Origin of the sequence: Burkholderia sp. LMU1-1-1.1 (genome assembly GCF_040675865.1) — a bacterium.
GTDB lineage: Bacteria > Pseudomonadota > Gammaproteobacteria > Burkholderiales > Burkholderiaceae_D > Rugamonas.
Genome location: NZ_JBEGHG010000034.1, coordinates 372,724 through 392,838, shown reverse-complemented (window position 1 = coordinate 392,838; position 20,115 = coordinate 372,724). Strand labels below are relative to the sequence as shown.

The 20,115-nt window shown below is 65.7% G+C and carries 15 protein-coding genes; 11 read left to right on the top strand and 4 right to left on the bottom strand.

Translation table 11 applies throughout. The features are described from left to right. Positions 1-104 precede the first annotated feature (104 nt). The 3 genes from MRBLMU1_RS23100 (at position 105) to MRBLMU1_RS23090 (ending at position 1,686) form a co-directional block, all read left to right on the top strand. Positions 105-374 (top strand): GlsB/YeaQ/YmgE family stress response membrane protein, encoded by a 270-nt coding sequence (locus tag MRBLMU1_RS23100; RefSeq protein ID WP_315212530.1) that lies wholly within the window; start codon positions 105-107, stop codon positions 372-374. 152 nt (positions 375-526) lie between these two features. Next, positions 527-1,420, top strand: a complete 894-nt coding sequence (locus tag MRBLMU1_RS23095) for a sensor histidine kinase (RefSeq protein WP_363506346.1) — start codon at positions 527-529, stop codon at positions 1,418-1,420. Positions 1,421-1,422: 2 nt separating this feature from the next. After that, positions 1,423-1,686: a sensor histidine kinase gene (locus MRBLMU1_RS23090; RefSeq protein WP_363506343.1), complete on the top strand. Its 264-nt coding sequence runs from the start codon at positions 1,423-1,425 to the stop codon at positions 1,684-1,686. A 58-nt stretch (positions 1,687-1,744) separates the two neighbouring features. Here the strand turns inward: MRBLMU1_RS23090 and MRBLMU1_RS23085 are convergent, their stop codons facing one another. Further along, a complete protein-coding gene (locus MRBLMU1_RS23085; RefSeq protein WP_363506340.1) occupies positions 1,745-2,194 on the bottom strand; it encodes a response regulator in 450 nt (149 codons plus the stop codon). 193 nt (positions 2,195-2,387) lie between these two features. Between MRBLMU1_RS23085 and MRBLMU1_RS23080 the strand changes: the two genes are divergently transcribed. Then, entirely contained in the window at positions 2,388-3,317 is a 930-nt protein-coding gene (locus MRBLMU1_RS23080) for a sulfurtransferase (protein ID WP_363506337.1), read from the top strand. Positions 3,318-3,398: 81 nt separating this feature from the next. Further along, positions 3,399-4,706 carry a right-handed parallel beta-helix repeat-containing protein gene (locus tag MRBLMU1_RS23075; RefSeq protein WP_363506334.1) on the top strand — a complete coding sequence of 436 codons (1,308 nt, stop codon included), beginning with the start codon at positions 3,399-3,401 and terminating at the stop codon, positions 4,704-4,706. 170 nt (positions 4,707-4,876) lie between these two features. On the opposite strand, the gene MRBLMU1_RS23070 is transcribed toward MRBLMU1_RS23075, so the two are convergent. The 3 genes from MRBLMU1_RS23070 to MRBLMU1_RS23060 form a co-directional block, all read right to left on the bottom strand. Next, positions 4,877-6,430: a catalase gene (locus MRBLMU1_RS23070; protein ID WP_414646109.1), complete on the bottom strand. Its 1,554-nt coding sequence runs from the start codon at positions 6,428-6,430 to the stop codon at positions 4,877-4,879. A gap of 148 nt (positions 6,431-6,578) precedes the next feature. Further along, complete coding sequence (locus MRBLMU1_RS23065) at positions 6,579-7,277, bottom strand: potassium channel family protein (RefSeq protein WP_363506331.1); 699 nt, start codon at positions 7,275-7,277, stop codon at positions 6,579-6,581. Beyond that, positions 7,267-8,595, bottom strand: coding sequence for a TrkH family potassium uptake protein (locus MRBLMU1_RS23060; protein ID WP_363506328.1), 1,329 nt, complete (start codon positions 8,593-8,595; stop codon positions 7,267-7,269). Before MRBLMU1_RS23060 ends, MRBLMU1_RS23065 begins: the two co-directional genes overlap by 11 nt. A 213-nt stretch (positions 8,596-8,808) precedes the next feature. On the opposite strand from MRBLMU1_RS23060, the gene MRBLMU1_RS23055 reads away from it, so the two are divergent. The 6 genes from MRBLMU1_RS23055 to MRBLMU1_RS23030 all read left to right on the top strand — a co-directional run bounded on the left by MRBLMU1_RS23055 (position 8,809) and on the right by MRBLMU1_RS23030 (position 20,102). After that, a complete protein-coding gene (locus MRBLMU1_RS23055) occupies positions 8,809-11,730 on the top strand; it encodes a ligand-binding sensor domain-containing diguanylate cyclase (protein WP_363506324.1) in 2,922 nt (973 codons plus the stop codon). 210 nt (positions 11,731-11,940) lie between these two features. Further along, the gene (locus tag MRBLMU1_RS23050; protein ID WP_363506321.1) at positions 11,941-13,230 is read left to right on the top strand and encodes a dicarboxylate/amino acid:cation symporter; all 1,290 of its coding nucleotides are present in this window, start codon (positions 11,941-11,943) and stop codon (positions 13,228-13,230) included. 63 nt (positions 13,231-13,293) lie between these two features. Beyond that, entirely contained in the window at positions 13,294-14,286 is a 993-nt protein-coding gene (locus MRBLMU1_RS23045; RefSeq protein ID WP_363506318.1) for a porin, read from the top strand. A 53-nt stretch (positions 14,287-14,339) separates the two neighbouring features. Continuing rightward, on the top strand, positions 14,340-16,235 hold the full coding sequence (locus MRBLMU1_RS23040) for a sensor histidine kinase (protein ID WP_363506315.1): 1,896 nt from the start codon (positions 14,340-14,342) through the stop codon (positions 16,233-16,235). Further along, on the top strand, positions 16,228-17,571 hold the full coding sequence (locus MRBLMU1_RS23035; protein WP_363506312.1) for a sigma-54-dependent transcriptional regulator: 1,344 nt from the start codon (positions 16,228-16,230) through the stop codon (positions 17,569-17,571). Before MRBLMU1_RS23040 ends, MRBLMU1_RS23035 begins: the two co-directional genes overlap by 8 nt. A 119-nt stretch (positions 17,572-17,690) precedes the next feature. Beyond that, on the top strand, positions 17,691-20,102 hold the full coding sequence (locus MRBLMU1_RS23030) for a beta-L-arabinofuranosidase domain-containing protein (RefSeq protein WP_363506309.1): 2,412 nt from the start codon (positions 17,691-17,693) through the stop codon (positions 20,100-20,102). Positions 20,103-20,115 lie beyond the last annotated feature (13 nt).

Genomic DNA, 20,115 nt, shown 5'->3' with positions numbered 1-20,115 from the left:
CCGTGTGCTGACAAGGGACGGCTGAGCTGGCCGTAGAATGCAGTGGTCGCGATTGTTTGACCGCGCGGCGCGGGGTTTAACTACATAGTCTCAGGGAGAAGAAAATGAACTTTTTAGGATGGATTATCGTAGGCGGTCTGCTGGGTTGGATTGCGAGCAAAGTCATGAACACGGATGCCCAACAAGGTATCTTCTTGAATGTCATCGTCGGCATTGTCGGCGCTTTCCTCGGCGGCCTGGTCATCGCGCCGTTGCTCGGTACCGGAACGATCAATGATGGCGACTTCAGCCTGGGTTCGCTGGGCGTATCGTTCCTCGGCGCGGTCGTGCTGCTGGCGATCGCCAACCTGGTCTTCCGCGGACGAGCGCGCTAGCGCGACGGCGACAACGCCGCTTCCATGGACACCGCCTTCGCAGGCGGTGTTTTTGTTTGTGCGCACCCGACGCGGCGGGGCTGGAACGGAACATTGACTTTGCTCAATTTGGTGTATGGTGTTCCCGACGCACAAGCCAGACCGGGGTTTTTATGAAATTAGCTGCCTTTATCACCGCGCACATGGACGAGATCGTGGCGGAGTTCGTCGCTTTCGCCCGTACCCTCGAGCCGGCTTCGCTGGGAAATTCTGTTGTCGAGCTAAAAGACCACGCGCGTGAAATTTTGTTGACCATCGCGGCCGGACTGGATTCGGCCGAAACGCCGAAGCAAAAACGCGACAAGTCGGTGGGGCAGGCCTCGGTCTCGAAGGGCCCGGAGACGGCGGCGGCCGCGCACGGCGCGGCGCGGCAATCGGGCGGATTCACGCTGCCGCAACTGACGGCGGAGTACCGGGCCCTGCGCGCGAGCGTGCTGCGGCTGTGGATGCCGACGGTCAGGTCGGTCACCAAGGCGACTGCGGAGGATTTGTCGGCGTTTCACGAAGGCATAGATCAGGCGTTGCAGGAATCGGCGGTCCAGTACGCCCAAAAAACCGACCGCGCGCGCGACACCTTTCTCGCCATCCTCGGACACGACCTGCGCACGCCGCTCGCCACGATGTCCATGGCGGGCGTCTTCCTCACGCGGCCGGGCGAGGGCACCGAGCGCACCGCCCAGATCGGCGTCCGGGTCAAGCGCAGCGCGGTGGCGATGACGACCATGGTCAACGATTTGCTCGAATACGCCCGAACCGAGCTCGGCGGCAAAATGCCTGTGTCGCCCAGCCTGGCGGACCTGCAGGACATCTGCCAATTCGCCGTCGAGGAGGCGACGGCGGCCCATCCCGACTGCGAGTTCCTGTTGCGCTGCGAGGGTGACATGATCGGCGATTTCGACGCGCCACGGCTGTCCCAGGTGTTCTCCAACTTGCTCAACAACGCCGCGCAATACCGCAGCGGTAAAAAGCCGGTGACGCTGGCGGCGCATGGGGAAAGACCGAGGTGACCGTGACGGTCACAAATTTCGGACGCGAAATCGCACAGGAGTCGTTGCGCGCGATTTTCGATCCGTTGGTGCAGCTCTCCGTCTCCAGCGAGCAAAAAGGCCCGATGAACACCAGTCTCGGCCTCGGTCTGTTCATCGCCCGCGAAATCACGGTCGCCCATGGCGGCACGATCGGCGTCGAGTCGGGCACATCGCACGGCACGGTCTTCACGGTGCGTCTGCCCAGGACGCTCGATCTGCGCGGCACGCGGTCGCGCGCGCGGTAGGGGCGGCTGCCCGTGACAGACGGGAACCCGGCGCCACCGGTCCGGGGCGATAGCCGGGCTATCCGCGCAACATGTCGATGACCTGGCCGATGTTGTAGGGCTTGGTGATGAACATCGCGGAATCCCGGCGGGTATCCAGCAAGGCCGGGTCGGTGTAACCCGAGGTCAGTATGATCTTGACGTGCGGGTAGTTGGTTTCGACGATGCCGGCCAATTGCAGGCCGTCCATCCCGGGCATGGCGATATCCGAGAAGACGGCGTCGATGGTCGGGTCGGCACGCAGAGTGGCCAGCGCCTCCTCCGCCGAATAGGCCACCCGGACCGCCATTCCGTTCGCGCTCAGCAGCATTTCGGCCATATCGGCCAGGTCGCGCTGGTCATCGACGACCAGCACCGTTGGTGCGCGCGGGACCGGCTCGCCGGACGCCCGCGCGCCGTTCGTCGCGGACGGGCCGGCGCGGCCGACATGGCGTCCGCGGGAAAAGTGATAGTGGCTAGTGGTTCGCATGGTGGGTTGCCTTTGTTTCGGCGCTGCCATGCCGCATGGCGTAAAAGGGAAAATCGATTGTAGCACCGGCCAATAGCACGGTTGGGTGCGCTATCTAACGGACCGGCCAGGACGGGCGCCATATCGCCCGCCGAGCGCGGTTGGGCGTAAAATGACGCGCTTCGCGCCGGCAGGCGTTTTTGGACATCGGGATATGCGGGATATGAAGGCCGTCGAGCGGTTTCGAGCCGACCTGGTACGCTGGCGCCAGCTGGTCGCGCCTGGGTGGCTGGCGGCGCTGGCGGCCGGCGGGGAAGTGGAGGCGCCGCCCTCGCCCGGTTGGCGTCTGCTCGAGGTCGGCTGTGGTTGCGCGACGCTGTTCGAGCACGCGCACATTCCCGGCGCTTCCTACATCGACACCCGCGCGTTCGAAGCCGAGCCGTTCTGGAACAAGCGCGCCGACGACGTGGTGCTCGGCCTGCTGTTGGCGCGGGGGATACGTCACGACACCACCGTCATCCTGTATGGCCGCAACAATCTGGCGGCGGCGCGGCTGGCGCACCTGCTGTTATATGCCGGGGTCGAGGATGTGCGGCTGCTCGACGGCGGTTTCGCGGCGTGGGAGGCCGGCGGGTACGCCTGCGCGCGAGGCCCGGTCCATTTGCTGGCCGGCCACGCGGTCGCGGAATTCGGCGCCGCGTTCCCCGCCCATCCCGAATACTTGATCGGCACGCGCCAGGCGCGCGCGTTGCTGTCCACGGCCGATGGCGCGCTGGTCAGCATCCGCAGCGAGGCGGAGTTTCTTGGCAAGGTCTCCGGCTACAGCTACATCGCGGCGCGCGGGGATATCCCCGGTGCGCGCTGGGGACGGGCCGGGGCCGACGGCGATGTGAACAGTATGAGCGCTTACCATCTTGCCGATGGCCGCATGAAGCCTGCCGCCGAGATCGCGCTGCAATGGCGGGAGCAGGGCATAGTCGAGGGTTTGCGGATCGGGTTTTATTGCGGCACGGGCTGGCGCGCGTCGCTGGCGTTTTTCTATGCCTGGTTGATGGGCTGGCCGCGTATCAGCGTGTATGACGGCGGGTGGATGGAGTGGAGCGGTGCGGGGACGTGTGAGGGCGCCGGGGATTTGTCCGATTGACCGGGCGGCAAAGCCGATCAGTTTGATGATTTTTCCGTTCGGTGTGGTAAGAATGCGCCCGCTCTCTCTACAATAGGAGCGATGAAAACTCCTCTCAGCGCGCTTCTGTTCCTCTCGTTCGCCGCCGCGCCGGCGTTCGCTACCAACTATTACGTCGCCCCCGGTGGCAGCGACAACGCCGCCGGCACGCAAGCGGCGCCGTGGGCCTCGATCGCGCATGCGCAGACCCAGGCCCAGGCCGGCGACACCGTCTACTTCCGTGGAGGCAGGTATGCCTATACGGCCGGCGTCGAGGTCTGCGCCAGCCGCACGGCCATCGTCAACGCCATCACGCTCAACAAGAGCGGCACCGCCGGCCAGCCGATCCGCTACTGGGCGTATCCGGGTGAAACCCCGGTGTTTGATTTTTCCGAGATGAAGGATGATTGCCGCGTCAAGGGCTTCAACGTCACGGCAAGTTGGGTCCACCTGAAGGGGCTGGAGGTGACCGGCGCGCCGCAGCAGCCGGGCAACCGGCTGAACCACGAGTCGTGGGGCGTGTGGAACAACGGCAGCCACAATGTCTTCGAGCTGCTCAACCTGCATCACAACATGGGCCCGGGGTTGTTCATCCAGAACGGTTCGAACAACCTGGTGCTCAACAGCGACTCGCATCACAACTACGATCCGTACACGTCGAACGGGGCCGGGCAGAGCGCCGACGGCTTCGGCGCGCACATCAAGGCCAACCAGCCGGGCAATGTGTTCCGGGGGTGCCGCGCGTGGATGAACACCGATGACGGCTTCGATCTGATCAACGCGTTCTCGCCGGTGACGATTGAAAATTCGTGGGCCTGGCAGCATGGCTATTTGCCGGGGACGACCACGCCGCTGGCGGCGGGCAACGGCAACGGTATCAAGGCGGGCGGCTATGGCGGCGCGTACGTGGCCAACGGGGTCAAGCACACGGTGCGGTTTTCGGTGGCGTTCGCCAACAAGGCGGCTGGTTTCTATGCCAACCACCATCCGCTGGCGATTGACTTCTTCAACAATACGGCGTTCAGCAACGGGGTGAACTACAACATGCTGGGGATCGCGCCGGATGGTTCGGCGGTGAATTTCGGGAACCTGCGCAACAACCTGGCGTACAAGGGGACCGCGACGTCGAATACGGCCGGGCTGGATATGGCGAATAATTCGTGGACGTTGCCGGTGCAGATCGGCGATGGGGATTTCGAGGATGTGTCGGCCACGGGTTGGGACGCGCCGAGGCAGGCGGACGGCAGTTTGCCGGTGTTACGCAGTTATCATCTGCGCGCGACCAGCGATTTGATCGGCAAGGGGGTTGATGTGGGGTTGCCGTTCAAGGGGGCGGCGCCGGATTTGGGGGCGTTCGAGGCGGCGCAGTGACAGCGACACGCAGGGCGGATTAGGTGGAACGCCGTAATCGGCCATGCGTGCGCCAACGCGACGCACGCATGGCCGATTACGCTTCGCTAATCCGCCCTACGTGTTTCCATGGCGTTCTCATGGTGTTTCCACGTCATTGGGCCGCCGATAACGCGTGGCGGCCCCCGAGATTAATCAACCAACTTCGCCGCCAGTTGCTGCACCTTGGCCGGATCGGCTTTCACCGCCACCGCCAGCGCGCGGCCGTAGTTGGCGTCGGCCTTCTGGAAGTGCGACAGCATCGTGTACTTGACGTTGTCATCCTTCACCTGACCCAAATCCCCCGCCAGATTGCTGACCAGATTGGCCTGCTGCTGCGCGTTCAGCGAGCGGTAGAAATCCCCCGCCTGCGTGAAGTTGCGCGTCTTGGCGATGCGCGCCTGCTGCGTCGTGCCGCTCAGCGGCAGTTGGCTGGACTTGTATTCGGCGTTGTCGGCCAGCGGCGCGTGCGCGCTGGGCTGGTAGTTGACCTCACCCTTGCGCGCGCCGCTGTTGGCCGCGCCGTCCTGGTTGTAGTTGGCGGCGGCGGTCACCGGACGGTTGATCGGTAGTTGCAGGCCGTTGGCGCCCAGGCGGTGCAGCTGCGTGTCGGCGTACGAGAACAGGCGGCCCTGCAGCATGCGGTCTTCCGACGCTTCGATGCCCGGCACCAGGTTCGACGGCGCCATCGCCGATTGCTCCGTCTCCAGGAAGACGTTGTCCGGATTGCGGTTCAGGGTCATGGTGCCGATTTTGGTCTCCGGCACGCTGGTCGGCCAGATCTTGGTGGCGTCAAGCCCGTTGAAGTCCAGCTTGGCCAGCTGCTCGGGCGTCATGACCTGCACGTACAGATCCCATTTCGGGAAGCGGCCTTCCTTGATGGCGGCGATCAAGTCGCCCGTCATGTGGTTGAAGTCGCGGCCCTGGATCTCCGACGCCTCCTTGGCGGTCAGCGTTTTTTCGCCCTGCAGCGACTTCCAGTGGAACTTGACGTAGTTGACCTGGCCCTTGGCGTTGACGAATTTATACGCGTGCACGCTGTTGCCGTCCATTTCGCGGTAGCTGGCCGGCGTGCCCTGGTCGGAGTACACGCGGGTCAGCATGTGGGTCGATTCCGGCTGGTGCGAGAAGAAATCGAAGAAGCGGTTCGGGTCTTGCACGTTGGTGTCCGGCGACGGCTTGAGCGAATGCACCATGTCCGGGAACTTGATGGCGTCGCGGATGAAGAACACCGGCAGGTTGTTGCCGACCAGGTCCCAGTTGCCTTCCTTGCTGTAGAACTTGGTGGCGAAGCCGCGCGGGTCGCGCAGCGTTTCGGGAGAGTGGTTGCCGTGGATGACGCTGGAGAAGCGCACGAACACCGGCGTTTCCTCGCCCGGCTTGAACACGGCCGCGCGCGTCAGGTTGGAGATGTCCTTGCTGGCGACGAAGACGCCGTGGGCGCCGGTGCCGCGCGCGTGCACCACGCGCTCGGGCTGGCGCTCGCGGTCGAAACGCTGCAGTTTCTGAATCAGCTGGACATCCTGCAGCAGGACCGGGCCGTTGGGGCCGGCCGTCTGGGAATTCTGGTTGTCGCCGATGGGGGCGCCGTTGTCGCGGGTCATGACGGTGGCGGGGGTGGCGGTCTGGGCGGCGGCGCCGCCGATGCCGGCCGCTGCCGTCAAGGCCAACGCGGCCAGACGGCGGACGAGCTGAGTCGATTTCATGGGTATCTCCCTTTTGATGATGTGAAAGCAAACATTACCGTCTGCGACACAATTGTCAAAATCAATTATTTATATGAAATCGATAGCTTTTACGATTGTGAAACCTTTCAGTTACAAAAAATCCTATCGGACGCCGCCAGCGCTTGCCTTAGCGTTTCCGCCCGCTGCTGGCGAATTGCTCGATCTTGCGCGTGGCGCCGGAAACGATCAGGATGTCGGCCGGCAGCACGCGGGTGTCGGGCAGGGCGTGCTGGAAATCCTCGCCGGGGCGCTTGACGCCGACCACCGTGACGCCGAATTTCTCGCGCACGTGCGACTGCGCCAGGGTCATATCGTGCGTCATGTCCGGCGCGCGGATCTTGGCGATGGCGAAGCCGTCGTCGAATTCGATATAGTCCATCATGCGGCCGGTGATCAGGTGCGCCACGCGCGCGCCCATGTCGGCCTCCGGATAGACGATGTGGTGGGCGCCGACGCGTTTGGCGATCTGGCCGTGCTCCGGCGTCAGCGCCTTGACCCAGATATCCTTGATGCCCAGCTCCGTCAGCACCATCAGCGACATCAGGCTGGCCGCGAGGTCGGTACCGATGCCGACGATCGCGTGCGAGAACTCGGCCACGCCCAGCTGGCGCATCACGTCCTCGTTGGTGGAATCGGCCTGCACCGCGTGGGTCAGCTTGTCGGCCCACAGCTGCACCAGTTCCGTGTCGCGGTCGATGCCCATGACGTCGTGGCCCATGCGCATCAGCGCCTCGGCGACCGCGCCGCCGAAACGGCCAAGGCCGACGACGACGATGTTGTCGCTGTTCGGGAATGAGATCTGTTCCGTGAAAATTTTACCCAACAATTGGATGCTCCTCGGGATAACGATAGGGCAGGCGGCGTTCGCCAAGTACCAGCGACGCCGCCAGCGTGACGGTGCCGACGCGGCCCAGGAACATCAGCAGGGCCAGCGTCAGTTGGCCGCTCGGCGGCAGGGCCGGGGTGATGCCGGTCGACAGGCCGGCGGTGCCGAACGCCGCCACCACCTCGAAAATAATCCGGTCGGTCGGGAAGTCGGAGACGTGCAGCAGCACCATGGTGCCCAGGGCGACCATGCCGCAGCCCAGGACGACGACCGTGATGGCCTGGCGCTGCGCCGACGCGCCGAGACGGCGGCCGAAGGCCTCGGTGTCGCGGAAGCCGCGCACCTCGGCGATCACCAGCAGCGCGAGGATGACGATGGTGCCGACCTTGACGCCGCCGGCGGTGCTGGCGCTGCCGCCGCCGACGAACATCAGGAAGTAGTGCAGCGCCCACGATTCCGGCGTCAGCGCGGCGATGTCGACGGCGTTGAAGCCGGCCGTGCGCGCGGCCACCGACATGAACGACGCCGACAGCAGCTTGTCGCCCAGGCCCATGGCGCCGAGCGTGCGCTGGTTGTGCCATTCGAACAGCAGCACGCCGAGAAAGCCCAGGGCCAGCAGCGCGGCGGTGCCGAGCAGTGTGAGCTTGGTGTGCATCGACCAGTGGCGCGGGTCGCGCAGCTTGAGGCGCAGGTCGTGCAGCACCGGGAAGCCGATGCCGCCGGCGACGATGGCGATCATCAGTGGCGCCAGGATCAGCGCGTCGCCGGCGTAGCGCGTGACGCTGTCGGCGTGGATCGAGAAGCCGGCGTTGCTGAACGCCGACACGGCGTGGAAGGCGCCGCTCCACGCGGCCCGCGCCCACGGCAGGTCGTAGGCGAAATGCATGCGCAGGGTGAGCAGGGTGGCGATCAGCAGCTCCGACGCGAACGTGACCACCAGCACCAGGCGCGCCACGCTGGTGACGTCGCCCAGGCCGAGCGTGCGGGTCTCCATCTGGCTGATTAGCTTGGTGCGCAGGCGCGGAGAGCTGTTGACCAGCAGGCCAAGCAGGGTGGCGGCGGTCATCATGCCGAAGCCGCCGAACTGGAACAGTGCCATGATGATGCCCTGGCCGAAGCCGGACCAGTAGGTGCCGGTGTCGACGATCGTCATGCCGGTCACGCAGACGGCGGACACGGAGGTGAACAACGCGACCAGCCAGGGCGCGCCCTGGCCGCCCGCCTGGGAGAACGGCAGCATCAACAGCGCCGTGCCGAAGGCGATCACCATCAGAAAGGCCAGCGCCACGGCGCGCGCGGGATGAAGCACGGATCGCATCAGGGTTTAAGTCGCAGTGTCAGGTTGTTCCGGGTGGAGAAGGCGATGCAAGTCACATCGGCGGCGGCGCGGCTCGATTATACGTGACGCCGCCCGGCCGCAACGGCCAATCTCCGCGCGCTGGACGGATCGGCGCGGCGGTGGCATGCTTGGAGTCTTCCAGACCTGCACGAGGTGGTGATGCGGCATTTGAACGGCGCTGCGATTGTGTCAATGATGTTGAAGGCGCGCGCGTTGCCGGCTGTTTTGCTGGCATGGCTGGCCTTCGGGGCGCTGTGCGTGCCCGCCACCGCCGAGCAAATGTCGTTGCGCCACTTCGGCCAGGCCGATGGCCTGGCCAATCAGGCCGTCACCACCATCACCCAGGACGGCGCAGGCTATCTGTGGGTGGGCACCGAGAACGGCTTGTTCCGTTTCGACGGCGCCCGCTTTCTCCGCTATGGCAAGCGCGATGGCCTGCCGGCGGCGTTTATCACCGCGCTGACGACCGATGCCGCCGGCCGCCTGTGGGTCGGCACCGACGCCGGCTTGTGCGAGTGGCGGCGCGACGGCTGCGTCGCGGTCGCGGGTCCGGACGGTGCGCCCATCGTCCTGTGGGCCGGACAGCGCTTCGCCCGCAACGGCGACGATGCGGTGCTGGTGGTGGGCAGGCGCGATCTGTTGGAGGTGCGGCCCGCCGCCACGGCCGGAAAATGGCAATCCCGATATTATTTCAGCGACGCGCAACGGCGCGCCCACCCGGAGCTGGGGCAGATCTTCAGCATCGCGGCCGGCCCGGACGGCGCCCTGTGGATGGGGTGCGGAAAACAGGTATGCCGCTACGGGGCGGACGGCCTGACCCGCTACGGTCCGCAACAGGGCGTGCCGCCGGCGAAGTGGGGGGCCATCTTCGCCGCCAGGGACGGCGAGATGTGGCTGCGCAGCCAGGACTACATGCTGTCGCTGGCGCCGGGCGCGGCGCGCGCGGTGGCGCATGCGCCGCCCGGTGTGGCGCAGGCCACAGTCAGGCAGTATTTTCCGATGGCCCAGGATAGCGACGGGACGCTGGTGTCGAACAACGACTACGGCCTGCTGCGCGGCGCGGCGGGCAAATGGCGCGAGTATGGTGCCAGGGAAGGGCTCAAGGCCGATGGCGGCATCTCCGCCATCTTCGCCGACCGCGATGGCGAGCTGTGGCTCGGGCTCGCGGGACGGGGCCTGGCCCACTGGCAGGGGTATCGCAGCGTCGCCAACTGGACCACGGCGCAAGGCCTGCCCAGCGACGACATCTGGTCGTTCCACCGGGCCGGCGACGGCGCGCTCTATCTGGGAACGGGGCGCGGCATGGCGCTCCAGCGGCCCGGCGAGGCGCGCTTCGGCCAGCCGGCGGGCGGTTACGAGGGCGCCGACCATCAAATCGGTTCGATCGCCACCGACCGCGCGGGCAATGTGTGGAGCGGCACATTCTCCGGCGCGCTGGTGCGCCAGGACTGGCTCACGGGGCGCGGCGTCCATGTGGCGAAGCTGCCGTTGATCCTGCGCCTGTTCTTCGACGCCGCCGGCCGGCTGTGGATCGCCACCAACAACGGCCTGTATGTGATCCGCGACCCGGAACATTCGTCGACCCCGCAACCGGTCGAGGGGCTGCGCGCGCTGCTGGGCGAGCAAAGGGACGACATCGGCGTGAGCGCCATCTGCCAGACCGGCGACGGCACCTTGTGGTTTCTCGCCAGCGGCAAGGTGCTGCGGCTGGCCGGCGGTCGCTGGGCTGCGCCGAAACTGCCGGCGACCTTCAGCATGCTCTCTTGCGACGCCGGCAATCTGTGGCTGGCGGACGAGCGCGAGCCCATCGTCTGGCACGGGCCGGCCGACGACGCGGCCGACGCGCTGACCTTGCAGCGGCTGCCGCTGGCGGCCACGCCGATGGCGGGCCGCTCGGTGATGTCGATGCATGTCGACCGGCGCCATTGGCTGTGGATCGGCAGCGACGACGGCGTGGCCGTCTGGAACGGCAAGGCCTGGCGCCTGCTCAATCAGCAAAGCGGCCTGATTTGGAACGACAGCAACCAGTACGCGATCTTCGAGGACACCGACGGTTCGATGTGGATCGGCACCAGCAGCGGCGCTTCGCACATCTTGCACCCGCAGGATTTGTTCGCGCCAAAGGAGCTGGCGCTGAGGATCGAGGCGGTGGACTACGACGGCCATGCGCTGGGCGTCAGCAAGGCGCAGATGATCGCCTGGAGCGGCGGCGCCCTCGAGATCAGGTTGGCGGTGCTGTCGTTCCGCAACCACGAGGCGCTGCGTTACCGCTACCGGCTCAAGGGGCTGGAAAGCGCCTGGACGGTCACCGACTCGACGGCCTTGCGCTATCCGGCGCTGGCGCCGGGCAGCTATGTGCTGCAGGTGAGCGCGGAGAACAGCATGCTGCAGGCGGCGGCCGGGCCGATCGAGCTGCCGGTGACGATCATGCCGCCCTGGTGGCGGAGCGGCTGGTTCTACTCAGCCTGCGCGTTGCTGGCGCTGACCTTGGCCTGGCTGCTGTACCGCTGGCGCCTGCGCGGCATCCTGAGGCGCAGCGCCGCGATGGAGCAGCTGGTGCGCGAACGGACCATGGAGCTGGAGGCCTCGCGCGAGGAGCACCGCATGCGTTCCCTCAAGGACGGCCTGACCAAGGCCTGGAACCGGGTCGCGATCATGGAGATGATCGGCCAGCAAATCGCCACCACCGCGCGCAGCGGCGGCAGTTTCATGGTGGTGCTGCTGGACCTGGACCATTTCAAGCGCATCAACGACACCCACGGCCATCTGGCCGGCGACGCGGTGCTCAAGGAGTTCGTGCGGCGCCTGTCGGACCGCCTGCGCGGCTCCGACACGGTCGGCCGCTATGGCGGCGAGGAGTTCATCGTGCTGCTGCCCGGGCTGTACGCCGGCGGCGGCGAGCAGCGCATCCGCGACCTGCACCGGGAAATCTGCGCCGAGCCGGTGGTGGTGGACGAGGGCGTCGCCATCGACATCGCCTGCAGCTTCGGCGTGGTGGCCGGGCCGCTGGCCGGCTGCACGCCCGAATCGCTGATCAAACTGGCCGACAAGGCGCTCTACCGCGCCAAGGAAAACGGCAGGAACCGCATCGAGTACGCCGAGCGCGAACCCTGAGGCGGCCGCCGTCCAACTTTCCATACATGGGCTCGGCGAGCGTTCCAACTTTTCATGCCGCCGGCACGCGGCAAGCATCATTTCCGTAAAGAATTGTCATTGAAATCAATGGCTTGAATGGCTATTTTTGGCTTGGGCGCGCTGGCATAGCCATTGCTATCTACCCGTACCCCGCGGCGCCGCCGGGGGAACAATACGGAGATGACAAAAGTGAAAAAAAAGCGCCCACTAACGCTGTATATCCTGATCGCCATGGTGTTGGGTGTAGCCGTCGGCTACGCGTGCCACCAGGCTTTCCCCGATAAAAAGGCCGCCGCCGACATCGCCGGCCATATCTCGATCGTGACGGACGTGTTCCTGCGCCTGATCAAAATGATCATCTCGCTGCTGGTGTTCTCGACCCTGGCGGTCGGCATCGCGCATCTGGGCGATGGCAAGGCCGCCGGCCGCATCGGCATGAAGGCCATGGGCTGGTTCGTGATCGCCTCGCTGGTGTCGCTGACCTTGGGCATGGTGCTGTCGAACCTGATGCAGCTCGGTACCCATCTGGGGCTGCCGCTGCCACCGATCGACGCCACCACCGGCCTGAAAACCTCGGCCTTCACGCTCAAGGAATTCGTCAGCCACATGGTGCCGAAGTCGCCGATCGAGGCGATGGCCAACAACGAGATCCTGCAGGTGCTGGTGTTCGCGATCTTCTTCGGCAGCGCCCTGGGCGCGCTGGGACAATCGGCGGCCAAGCTGACCGCCGGAGTCGACCAGCTGGCGCAGGTCATGTTGCGCATCACCGGCAGCATCATGAAGATGGCGCCGCTGGCCGTCTTCGCCGCGATGGCGTCGGTGGTCACCACCAACGGCCTGGGCATCCTGGCGACGTTCGCCAAATTCATGGGCGGCTTCTATCTGGGCCTGGTGTGTCTGTGGGCGCTGCTGATCCTGGGCGGTTTCGCCTTCATCGGCAAGCGCGTGTTCCGCCTGCTGGTGCTGATCCGCGAACCGTTCCTGCTGGCGTTTTCGACCGCCAGCTCGGAGGCCGCGTATCCGAAACTGCTGGTGGCGCTGGACCAATTCGGCGTGCAGCGCAAGATCTCCAGCTTCGTCATGCCGATGGGGTACTCGTTCAACCTGGACGGCTCGATGATGTACTGCACCTTCGCCGTGCTGTTCATCACCCAGGCCTATGGCATCGACCTGTCGCTCGGTACCCAGATCACCATGCTGCTGCTGTTGATGGTGACGTCCAAGGGCATCGCCGGCGTGCCGCGCGCGTCGCTGGTGGTGATCGCCGCCACGCTCAATCAGTTCAACATTCCGGAAGCGGGTCTGCTGCTGTTGATGGGCATCGACCAGTTCCTGGACATGGGCCGCTCCGCCACCAACGCCGTCGGCAACGCCGTGGCCACCGCCGTCGTCGCCAAGTGGGAAGGCGCGCTCGATGAAGAGAAGGCGCCGGTCGCCGAGCACGTGAAGGACGGCGTCGCGAACATTCGCGCCGCTTGAAGTACGCCTGAAAAGGCATCCAAAAAAAGCCTCACCACAAAAGTAATCTCAGGAGACGTAAAGATGCAGAAAAATTTGATCGGCGCCGTGGCGCTGGGTTTGTTGTCGTCCGCCGCGCTGGCGCAATCGTCGGTCACCGTCTACGGTGTCGCCGACGCCGGCCTGCTGGTGGAGCGCGGCGGCGCCGCCGGCAATACCACCAAGGTCGGCAGCGGCATCGGCTCCGGCTCGCGCCTGGGCATCAAGGGCAAGGAAGACCTGGGCGGCGGCATGACGCTGGCCTTCGGCCTCGAAAACGGCAACAACCTCGATACCGGCAACGCCGCCCAGGGCGGGCTGCTGTTCGGCCGCCAGGCCTACCTGTGCCTGACCACTCCGGTGGGCGCGTTCAGCATCGGCCGCCAATACTCGCCGTTCTATAAAACGCTGAACAACATCGCCGACCCGTTCCAGACCGGTTTCGCGGGTAATTCGCAAAACATCTTCGCCAATAACTCGCGGGTCGATAATTCGGTGGAGTACATCACGCCGAAGGTGGCCGGCTTCTCGGCCGACGTCCTGTATGGCTACGGCGAAGTGGCCGGCGACAGCAGCAAGAACCGCAGCATCTCCGGCAGCGGCACCTACGAAAACGGTCCCCTGACCCTGGTGCTGGCGCACCAGCAGCGCGACAACGCGCTGGCCACCGCCCGCAGCCGCAACACCATGCTGACGGCGCGTTACCAATTCTCCACGGTCACCGTCCACGTGGCGCACGCGCGCAACAAGGACTTGCTGGATAATGACAGCAAGGATACGCTGCTGGGGTTCACGGCGCAGCTGCCGGTTGGTAAACTGCTGGTGTCGTTCATCGATCATAACGACGATTCGGCGCTGCGGCAGGATGCGCGCCAGGGGGCGGTGGCTTATTTGTACCCGCTGTCGCGCCGCACGGACCTGTACACCGCCTACGGTCATATCAATAACCGCAACGGCGCCGGTTTCAAGGTCGGCACGGCCACCGACACCGGCACCGGCACGACTGGATTCAACCTCGGCGTGCGGCATGTGTTTTAATAGCCGTGGATTGAGCGCGGTTGAGCGCGGGTTGGGGTAATCAAGAGGGCATTATGGCGGCAGCACCATCGCAGACGGTTCCACCATCGCGGCCGGGCCGGCGGCTTTGGGGGCGACTCACGCTGTGGGTGTTGCTGCTGGCCGCCTGTCTGGCGCTGGCGGCCTTTTGCTGGCGCTGGGCGGAGAACGCGGCCATCGAGCGGCTGCGCCTGTCCGGGGCGCAGCGGCTCGACGGCTATGCCCTCAGCCTGGAAAACCTGCTGGCCAAATATGACTTCCTGCCCGGCACGCTGGAGCTGAACAAGGACGTCATCGCGCTGCTGCAGCATCCCGGGGACGACGCGCTGCGCGGGGAGGTCAACGAATACCTGGAGAAGGTCAACCGCCTCTCCAAATCCACCACCATCTACATCGTCAACCTGCAGGGCGTGACGCAGGCGGCCAGCAACTGGCGTGAGCGCGACAGCTTTGTCGGCGACGACGTCTCGTTCCGGCCTTACGTGCGCGACGCGCTGCGCCGCGAGCCGGGTGGTTTTTATGGGGTCGGCACCACGCGTGGCGAGCCGGGTTATTTTTTCGCGCACGGGATTTATCACAACGGCCGCATGCTGGGCGTGGCCACGGTCAAGGTCAATATCGAGAAGCTGGAAAAAGGCTGGGCACAGGGCGCCGACAGGGTGCTGCTGGCCGACGCCCACGGTGTGGTCTTCCTGACCTCCGTACCGGAATGGAAATACCGCACGCTCGCGCCGCTGGCGCCGGAGGTGCGGCGGGAACTGGAGGCGTCGCGCCAGTACTTTTCGCACGCGCTCACGCCGCTGGGTTTGCGCGAGGAGCGCCGCATCGACGGCGGCGCCAGCATCGTCGAGGTGCCCGCCGCGGTGCCTGACGCCGGACCGGATACGCGCATGGTGAGCCAGGTCCGCTCGCTGGCGCCGCGCAAATGGCAATTTGTGTACCTGTCCGATCTCGCTCCGGCCAGGGCCAGCGCGCGCAATGTGTTCTTGTTCGCGTTGCTGGTGCAGGCCTTGCTGGTGATGCTGGTGTTGTACGCGCGCCAGCGCCGCCGCCTTGGCCGGCAGCGGCTGCGCGCGCGCGAGGATCTGCAGCGCGCCTACGACAACCTGGAGACGATGGTGGCCGAGCGCACCTCCAGCCTGCAGCAGATGACGCACAATCTGAGCGAGGAGAATATCGTGCGCCGCAAGGCCGAACAAAAACTGCGCCAGGCCCAGAGCGAACTGGTTCAGGCGGCGAAGATGGCGGTGCTGGGGCAGATGTCGGCCGGGATCACGCATGAACTGAACCAGCCGCTGACGGCGCTGCGCACGATGGCCGACAACGCCAAGGTGCTGATCGAGCGTGACCGGCTGGACGAGGCCAAGACCAACCTGGCGACCATTTCGCAGCTGGTCGGGCGCATGGGACTGATCACCGGGCAGCTGCGCCAGTTCGCCCGCAAGGCCGATGCCAGCCTGCGCCCGGTGCCGGTGGCGGCGGCGATCACCGGCGCGCTGTTCCTGGTGGAGCGGCGCGTGGAGCGCGAGCGCGTGAACTTCCGCATGTCGATGCGCAGCCAGGGCGTGCACGCGCTGTGCGACAGCAACCGCCTGGAGCAGGTGCTGGTCAATCTGTTTAACAATGCGCTCGACGCGATGGCCGACAGCGAGACGCGCGAGCTGACCGTCAGCGTCGAGCGCACCGACGAACGCGTGATGATCGGCGTGGCCGATACCGGCCCGGGCATCCCGGAAGACATCCGCGCTCATTTATTCGAACCTTTTTTCACCACCAAGCCGCAGGGGCAGGGCCTCGGACTGGGGCTGGCCATCTCCGAGCAGATCGTGCGCGAGTTCGGCGGACTGCTGCGGGTCGAGGCCGGCGCCACGGGTGGCGCTAGGTTTATCGTTGAATTGCCGCTTGCGGAGCAGGAGACTATAGATGTATGAAGCGATGAAAGTGCTGTTGGTCGAGGACGACGCCACCGTGCGCGCGGGTAGCGCGCAGGCGCTGGACCTGGCCGGGTTCCAGGTCGAGGCCTTCCATGCGGCCGAACAGGCGCTGGGGAGGATCACCCCGGGTTTCGCCGGCGTGGTCGTCACCGATGTGCGGTTGCCCGGCATGAGCGGGCTCGATCTGATGGCGGCGGTGAAGGCCATCGACGCCCAATTGCCGGTGGTGCTGGTGACCGGTCATGGCGATATCACGATGGCGGTCAACGCCATGCGCGATGGCGCCTACGACTTCATCGCCAAGCCGTATTCGTCGGAGCAGCTGTCCGAGGTGGTGCAGCGGGCGCTGGAGACGCGCCGCCTGACCCTGGAGGTGGCGGCGCTGCGCCACCGCATCGAGCATGGCGTCGGCATCGAGGCCACCTTGCTGGGCGATTCCGCGCCGATGCGCGATCTGCGACGGCTGATCCTGGATCTGGCCGACGAACCGGCCGATGTGCTGATCTACGGCGAGACCGGCACCGGCAAGGAGATGGTGGCGCGCTGCCTGCACCAGTACAGCCGCCGCCACAAGCGCAATTTCGTCGCGCTCAATTGCGGCGCCATTCCCGAGAATATCTTCGAGAGCGAAGTGTTCGGCCACGAACCGGGCGCCTTTACCGGCGCCGGCAAGCGCCAGGTCGGCAAGATCGAACACGCGGACGGCGGCTCGCTGTTCCTCGACGAGATCGAGAGCCTGCCGATGTCGTTGCAGGTGAAGATGCTGCGGGTGCTGCAGGAGCGTTACGTCGAGCGGCTTGGCTCCAACAGCCAGGTGCCGGTGGACGTGCGCGTGATCGCCGCCGCCAAGGACGATTTGAAGGAGTTGTCGGACCAGCAGAAATTCCGCAGCGATTTATACTATCGCCTGAATCTGATTGTGCTCAACCTGCCGCCGCTGCGCGAGCGGCGCGAGGACATTCCGCTGCTGTTCGAGCACTTCCTGCTCGGCGCGGCGGCGCGCTACAAGCGCCCCGCGCCGCCGGTCCCGGGGCCGTTGATGCAATCGCTGATGGCGCACGACTGGCCGGGCAATGTGCGGGAGCTGCGCAACATCGCCGAGCGCTTTGTGCTGGGATTGTCGAGCGGCTCCGACGGCCTGCTGTCGGCGCGCAGCCTGGCGCCGTTGCCGCTGGCGGAGCAGGTGGGCTGCTTCGAACGCGCCGTCATCGAGCAGGAGCTGCGCAAGGCCGGCGGCAGCGTCAGCGAGGTCAGTGTGGCGCTGGCGGTGCCCAAGCAGACGCTGTACTACAAGATGCAAAAGTACGGTTTAACCTCGGACGGGTACAAGTAAGCCCCAGGCGAGATTCGCACGGTTATGCGGATTTCGTCATTCTTTGTGATTTGCCCGCGCAAGACGCAAGGCGCCGGCCGGCGTATATTATTGGATAACATCGTCTATTCAGGATAACCATGCCCGCCTCGTCTCCGTTCCGTCATCGTCGATTGATCCTGCAAGGCGCCGCCAGTCTGGGGCTGATATCCGGGTGGAGCGCCAAGGCCAATGCCGCCGGCGCGGCGGCGCCGGCCAGCGCCGCCGGTGCCGCCGCGACCACCGCGCCGTCCACGCCATCATCCGCCACGGCGGTGCCCATGTCGGACGTGCGCCTGCTGCCTTCCTTCTACGCCGACGCGCTGCAGGCCAACCAGTCCTACCTGCTAAGGCTCAGCGCCGACCGCTTCCTGCACAACTACCACCTGTTCGCCGGCCTGCCGGTCAAGGGCAAGATCTATGGCGGCTGGGAGTCGGACACCATCGCCGGCGAAGGGCTGGGCCACTATCTGTCGGCGCTGTCGCTGATGCACGCGCAGAGCGGGCTGCCGGCGCTCAAGCCGCGCATCGACTACATCGTCGCCGAGCTGGCGCGCGTGCAGAAAGCCCAGGGCGACGGCTACATCGGTGGCTTCATGCGCAAGCGCAAAGACGGCAAGGTGGTCGACGGCAAGGAGATCTTCCCCGAGATCATGCGCGGCGAGATCCGCTCGGCCGGATTCGACCTGAATGGTTGCTGGGTGCCGCTGTATAACTGGCACAAGGTGTTCGCCGGCCTGTTCGACGCCCAGACCTATGCCGGCAACGCACAGGCGCTGCAGGTGGCGACGGGGCTGGCCGGGTACATGGCGAAGGTGTTCGACGCCTTGAACGACGAACAGCTGCAGCAGGTGCTGGCGTGCGAACATGGCGGCGTCAACGAAAGCTTCGCCGAGCTGTACGCGCGCACCAACGACGAGCGCTGGCTGGCCGTCGCGCGGCGGCTGTACCACCACAAGGCGCTGGCGCCGCTGGCCGAAGGCCGCGACGAACTGGCCAACCTGCACTCGAACACGCAGATCCCCAAGTTGATCGGCCTGGCGCGCCTGTATGAGCTGAAGGGCCGCCAGAGCGACGCCGACACCGTCAAGTTTTTCTGGAAGACGGTGACGGACCATCACAGCTACGTCATCGGCGGCAACGGCGACCGCGAGTACTTTTCGGGCCCCGACACCATCGCCGCCCACATCACCGAACAGACCTGCGAAGCCTGCTGCAGCTATAACATGCTGAAGATGACGCGCCATTTGTACAGCTGGTCGCCGGACGCCGCCTATTTCGACTACTACGAGCGCACGCACCTGAACCACATCATGGCGCACCAGAATCCGCGCACCGGCATGTTCACTTACATGACGCCGCTGATGTCGGGCACGGCGCGCGAGTACTCCAGCGAGGAGAACGATTTCTGGTGCTGCGTGTTGTCCGGCATCGAGAGCCACTCCAAGCACGGCGACTCGATCTATTGGGAGAACCGCGACACGCTGTTCGTCAACCTGTACATTCCGTCGCTGGTGAAGTGGCGGCACGCGGCGGCCACGCTGGAGATGACGACGCGCTATCCGTTCGAGAGCGATATCGACATCAAGGTCAAGCGCCTGGCCGGCCAGCGCTATTACACGCTGGCCTTGCGCATCCCGGCGTGGGCTTCCGGCCATACCCTGCTGGTCAACGGCAAGCCGCACGCGGCCAGCAAGGACAAGGGCTATCTGTTCGTGCGGCGCCGCTGGCGCGCCGGCGACAGCGTGCGGTTGACCTTGCCGCTGGAGCTGCGGCTGGAATCGGCCGCCGGCAACGACAAGGTGGTGGCCCTGTTGCGCGGACCGATGGTGCTGGCCGCCGACCTGGGCGCGGCCGACAAACCGTTCGACGGCCTGGCGCCGGCGCTGGTCGGCGCCGACATCCTGGCCTCGTTCAAGGAGGCCGACAAGGTCAAGGCCGTGTACCGCACGGTCGGCAGCGGCCGGCCCGGCGACATGAAGTTCACGCCGTTCTTCGCGCAGTACGACCGGCGCGCGGCGGTGTACTTCAACGCCTACAACGAGCAGGAATGGGCGGCCTCCGAAGCGGCGTTCCGGAAGGAGGAGGCGCGCCTTAAGGATCTGGCCGACCGTTCGATCGATGTCATGCACCTGGGGGAGATGCAGCCGGAGCGCGACCACGACCTGCAATCGGATATCTCGTATCCGGTGTCGTATCGCGGCCGGATGGGCCGCGACGCCCGCACCGGCGGCTACTTCAGCTTCCGCATGAAGTGCGGGCCGGGGCAGCTGGTGCTGCAGGCCAGCTACTGGGGCGAGGAGCGCAACCGCGATTTCCACATCAGTATCGACGGCGAACGGGTGGCGCGCGTCAAGCTCGATGGCAGCCATCCGGGCGAATTTATCGACCGCGATTACGTGCTGCCGGAGAAATTGACTAACGGAAAGAGCAGCATCGTGGTCCGCTTCGATCCGGAACCCGGGCACACGGCGGGGCCGGTGTTCGGCGTCCGTTTGTACGTGCAGCGCTGAAGGGGAGGCAGGC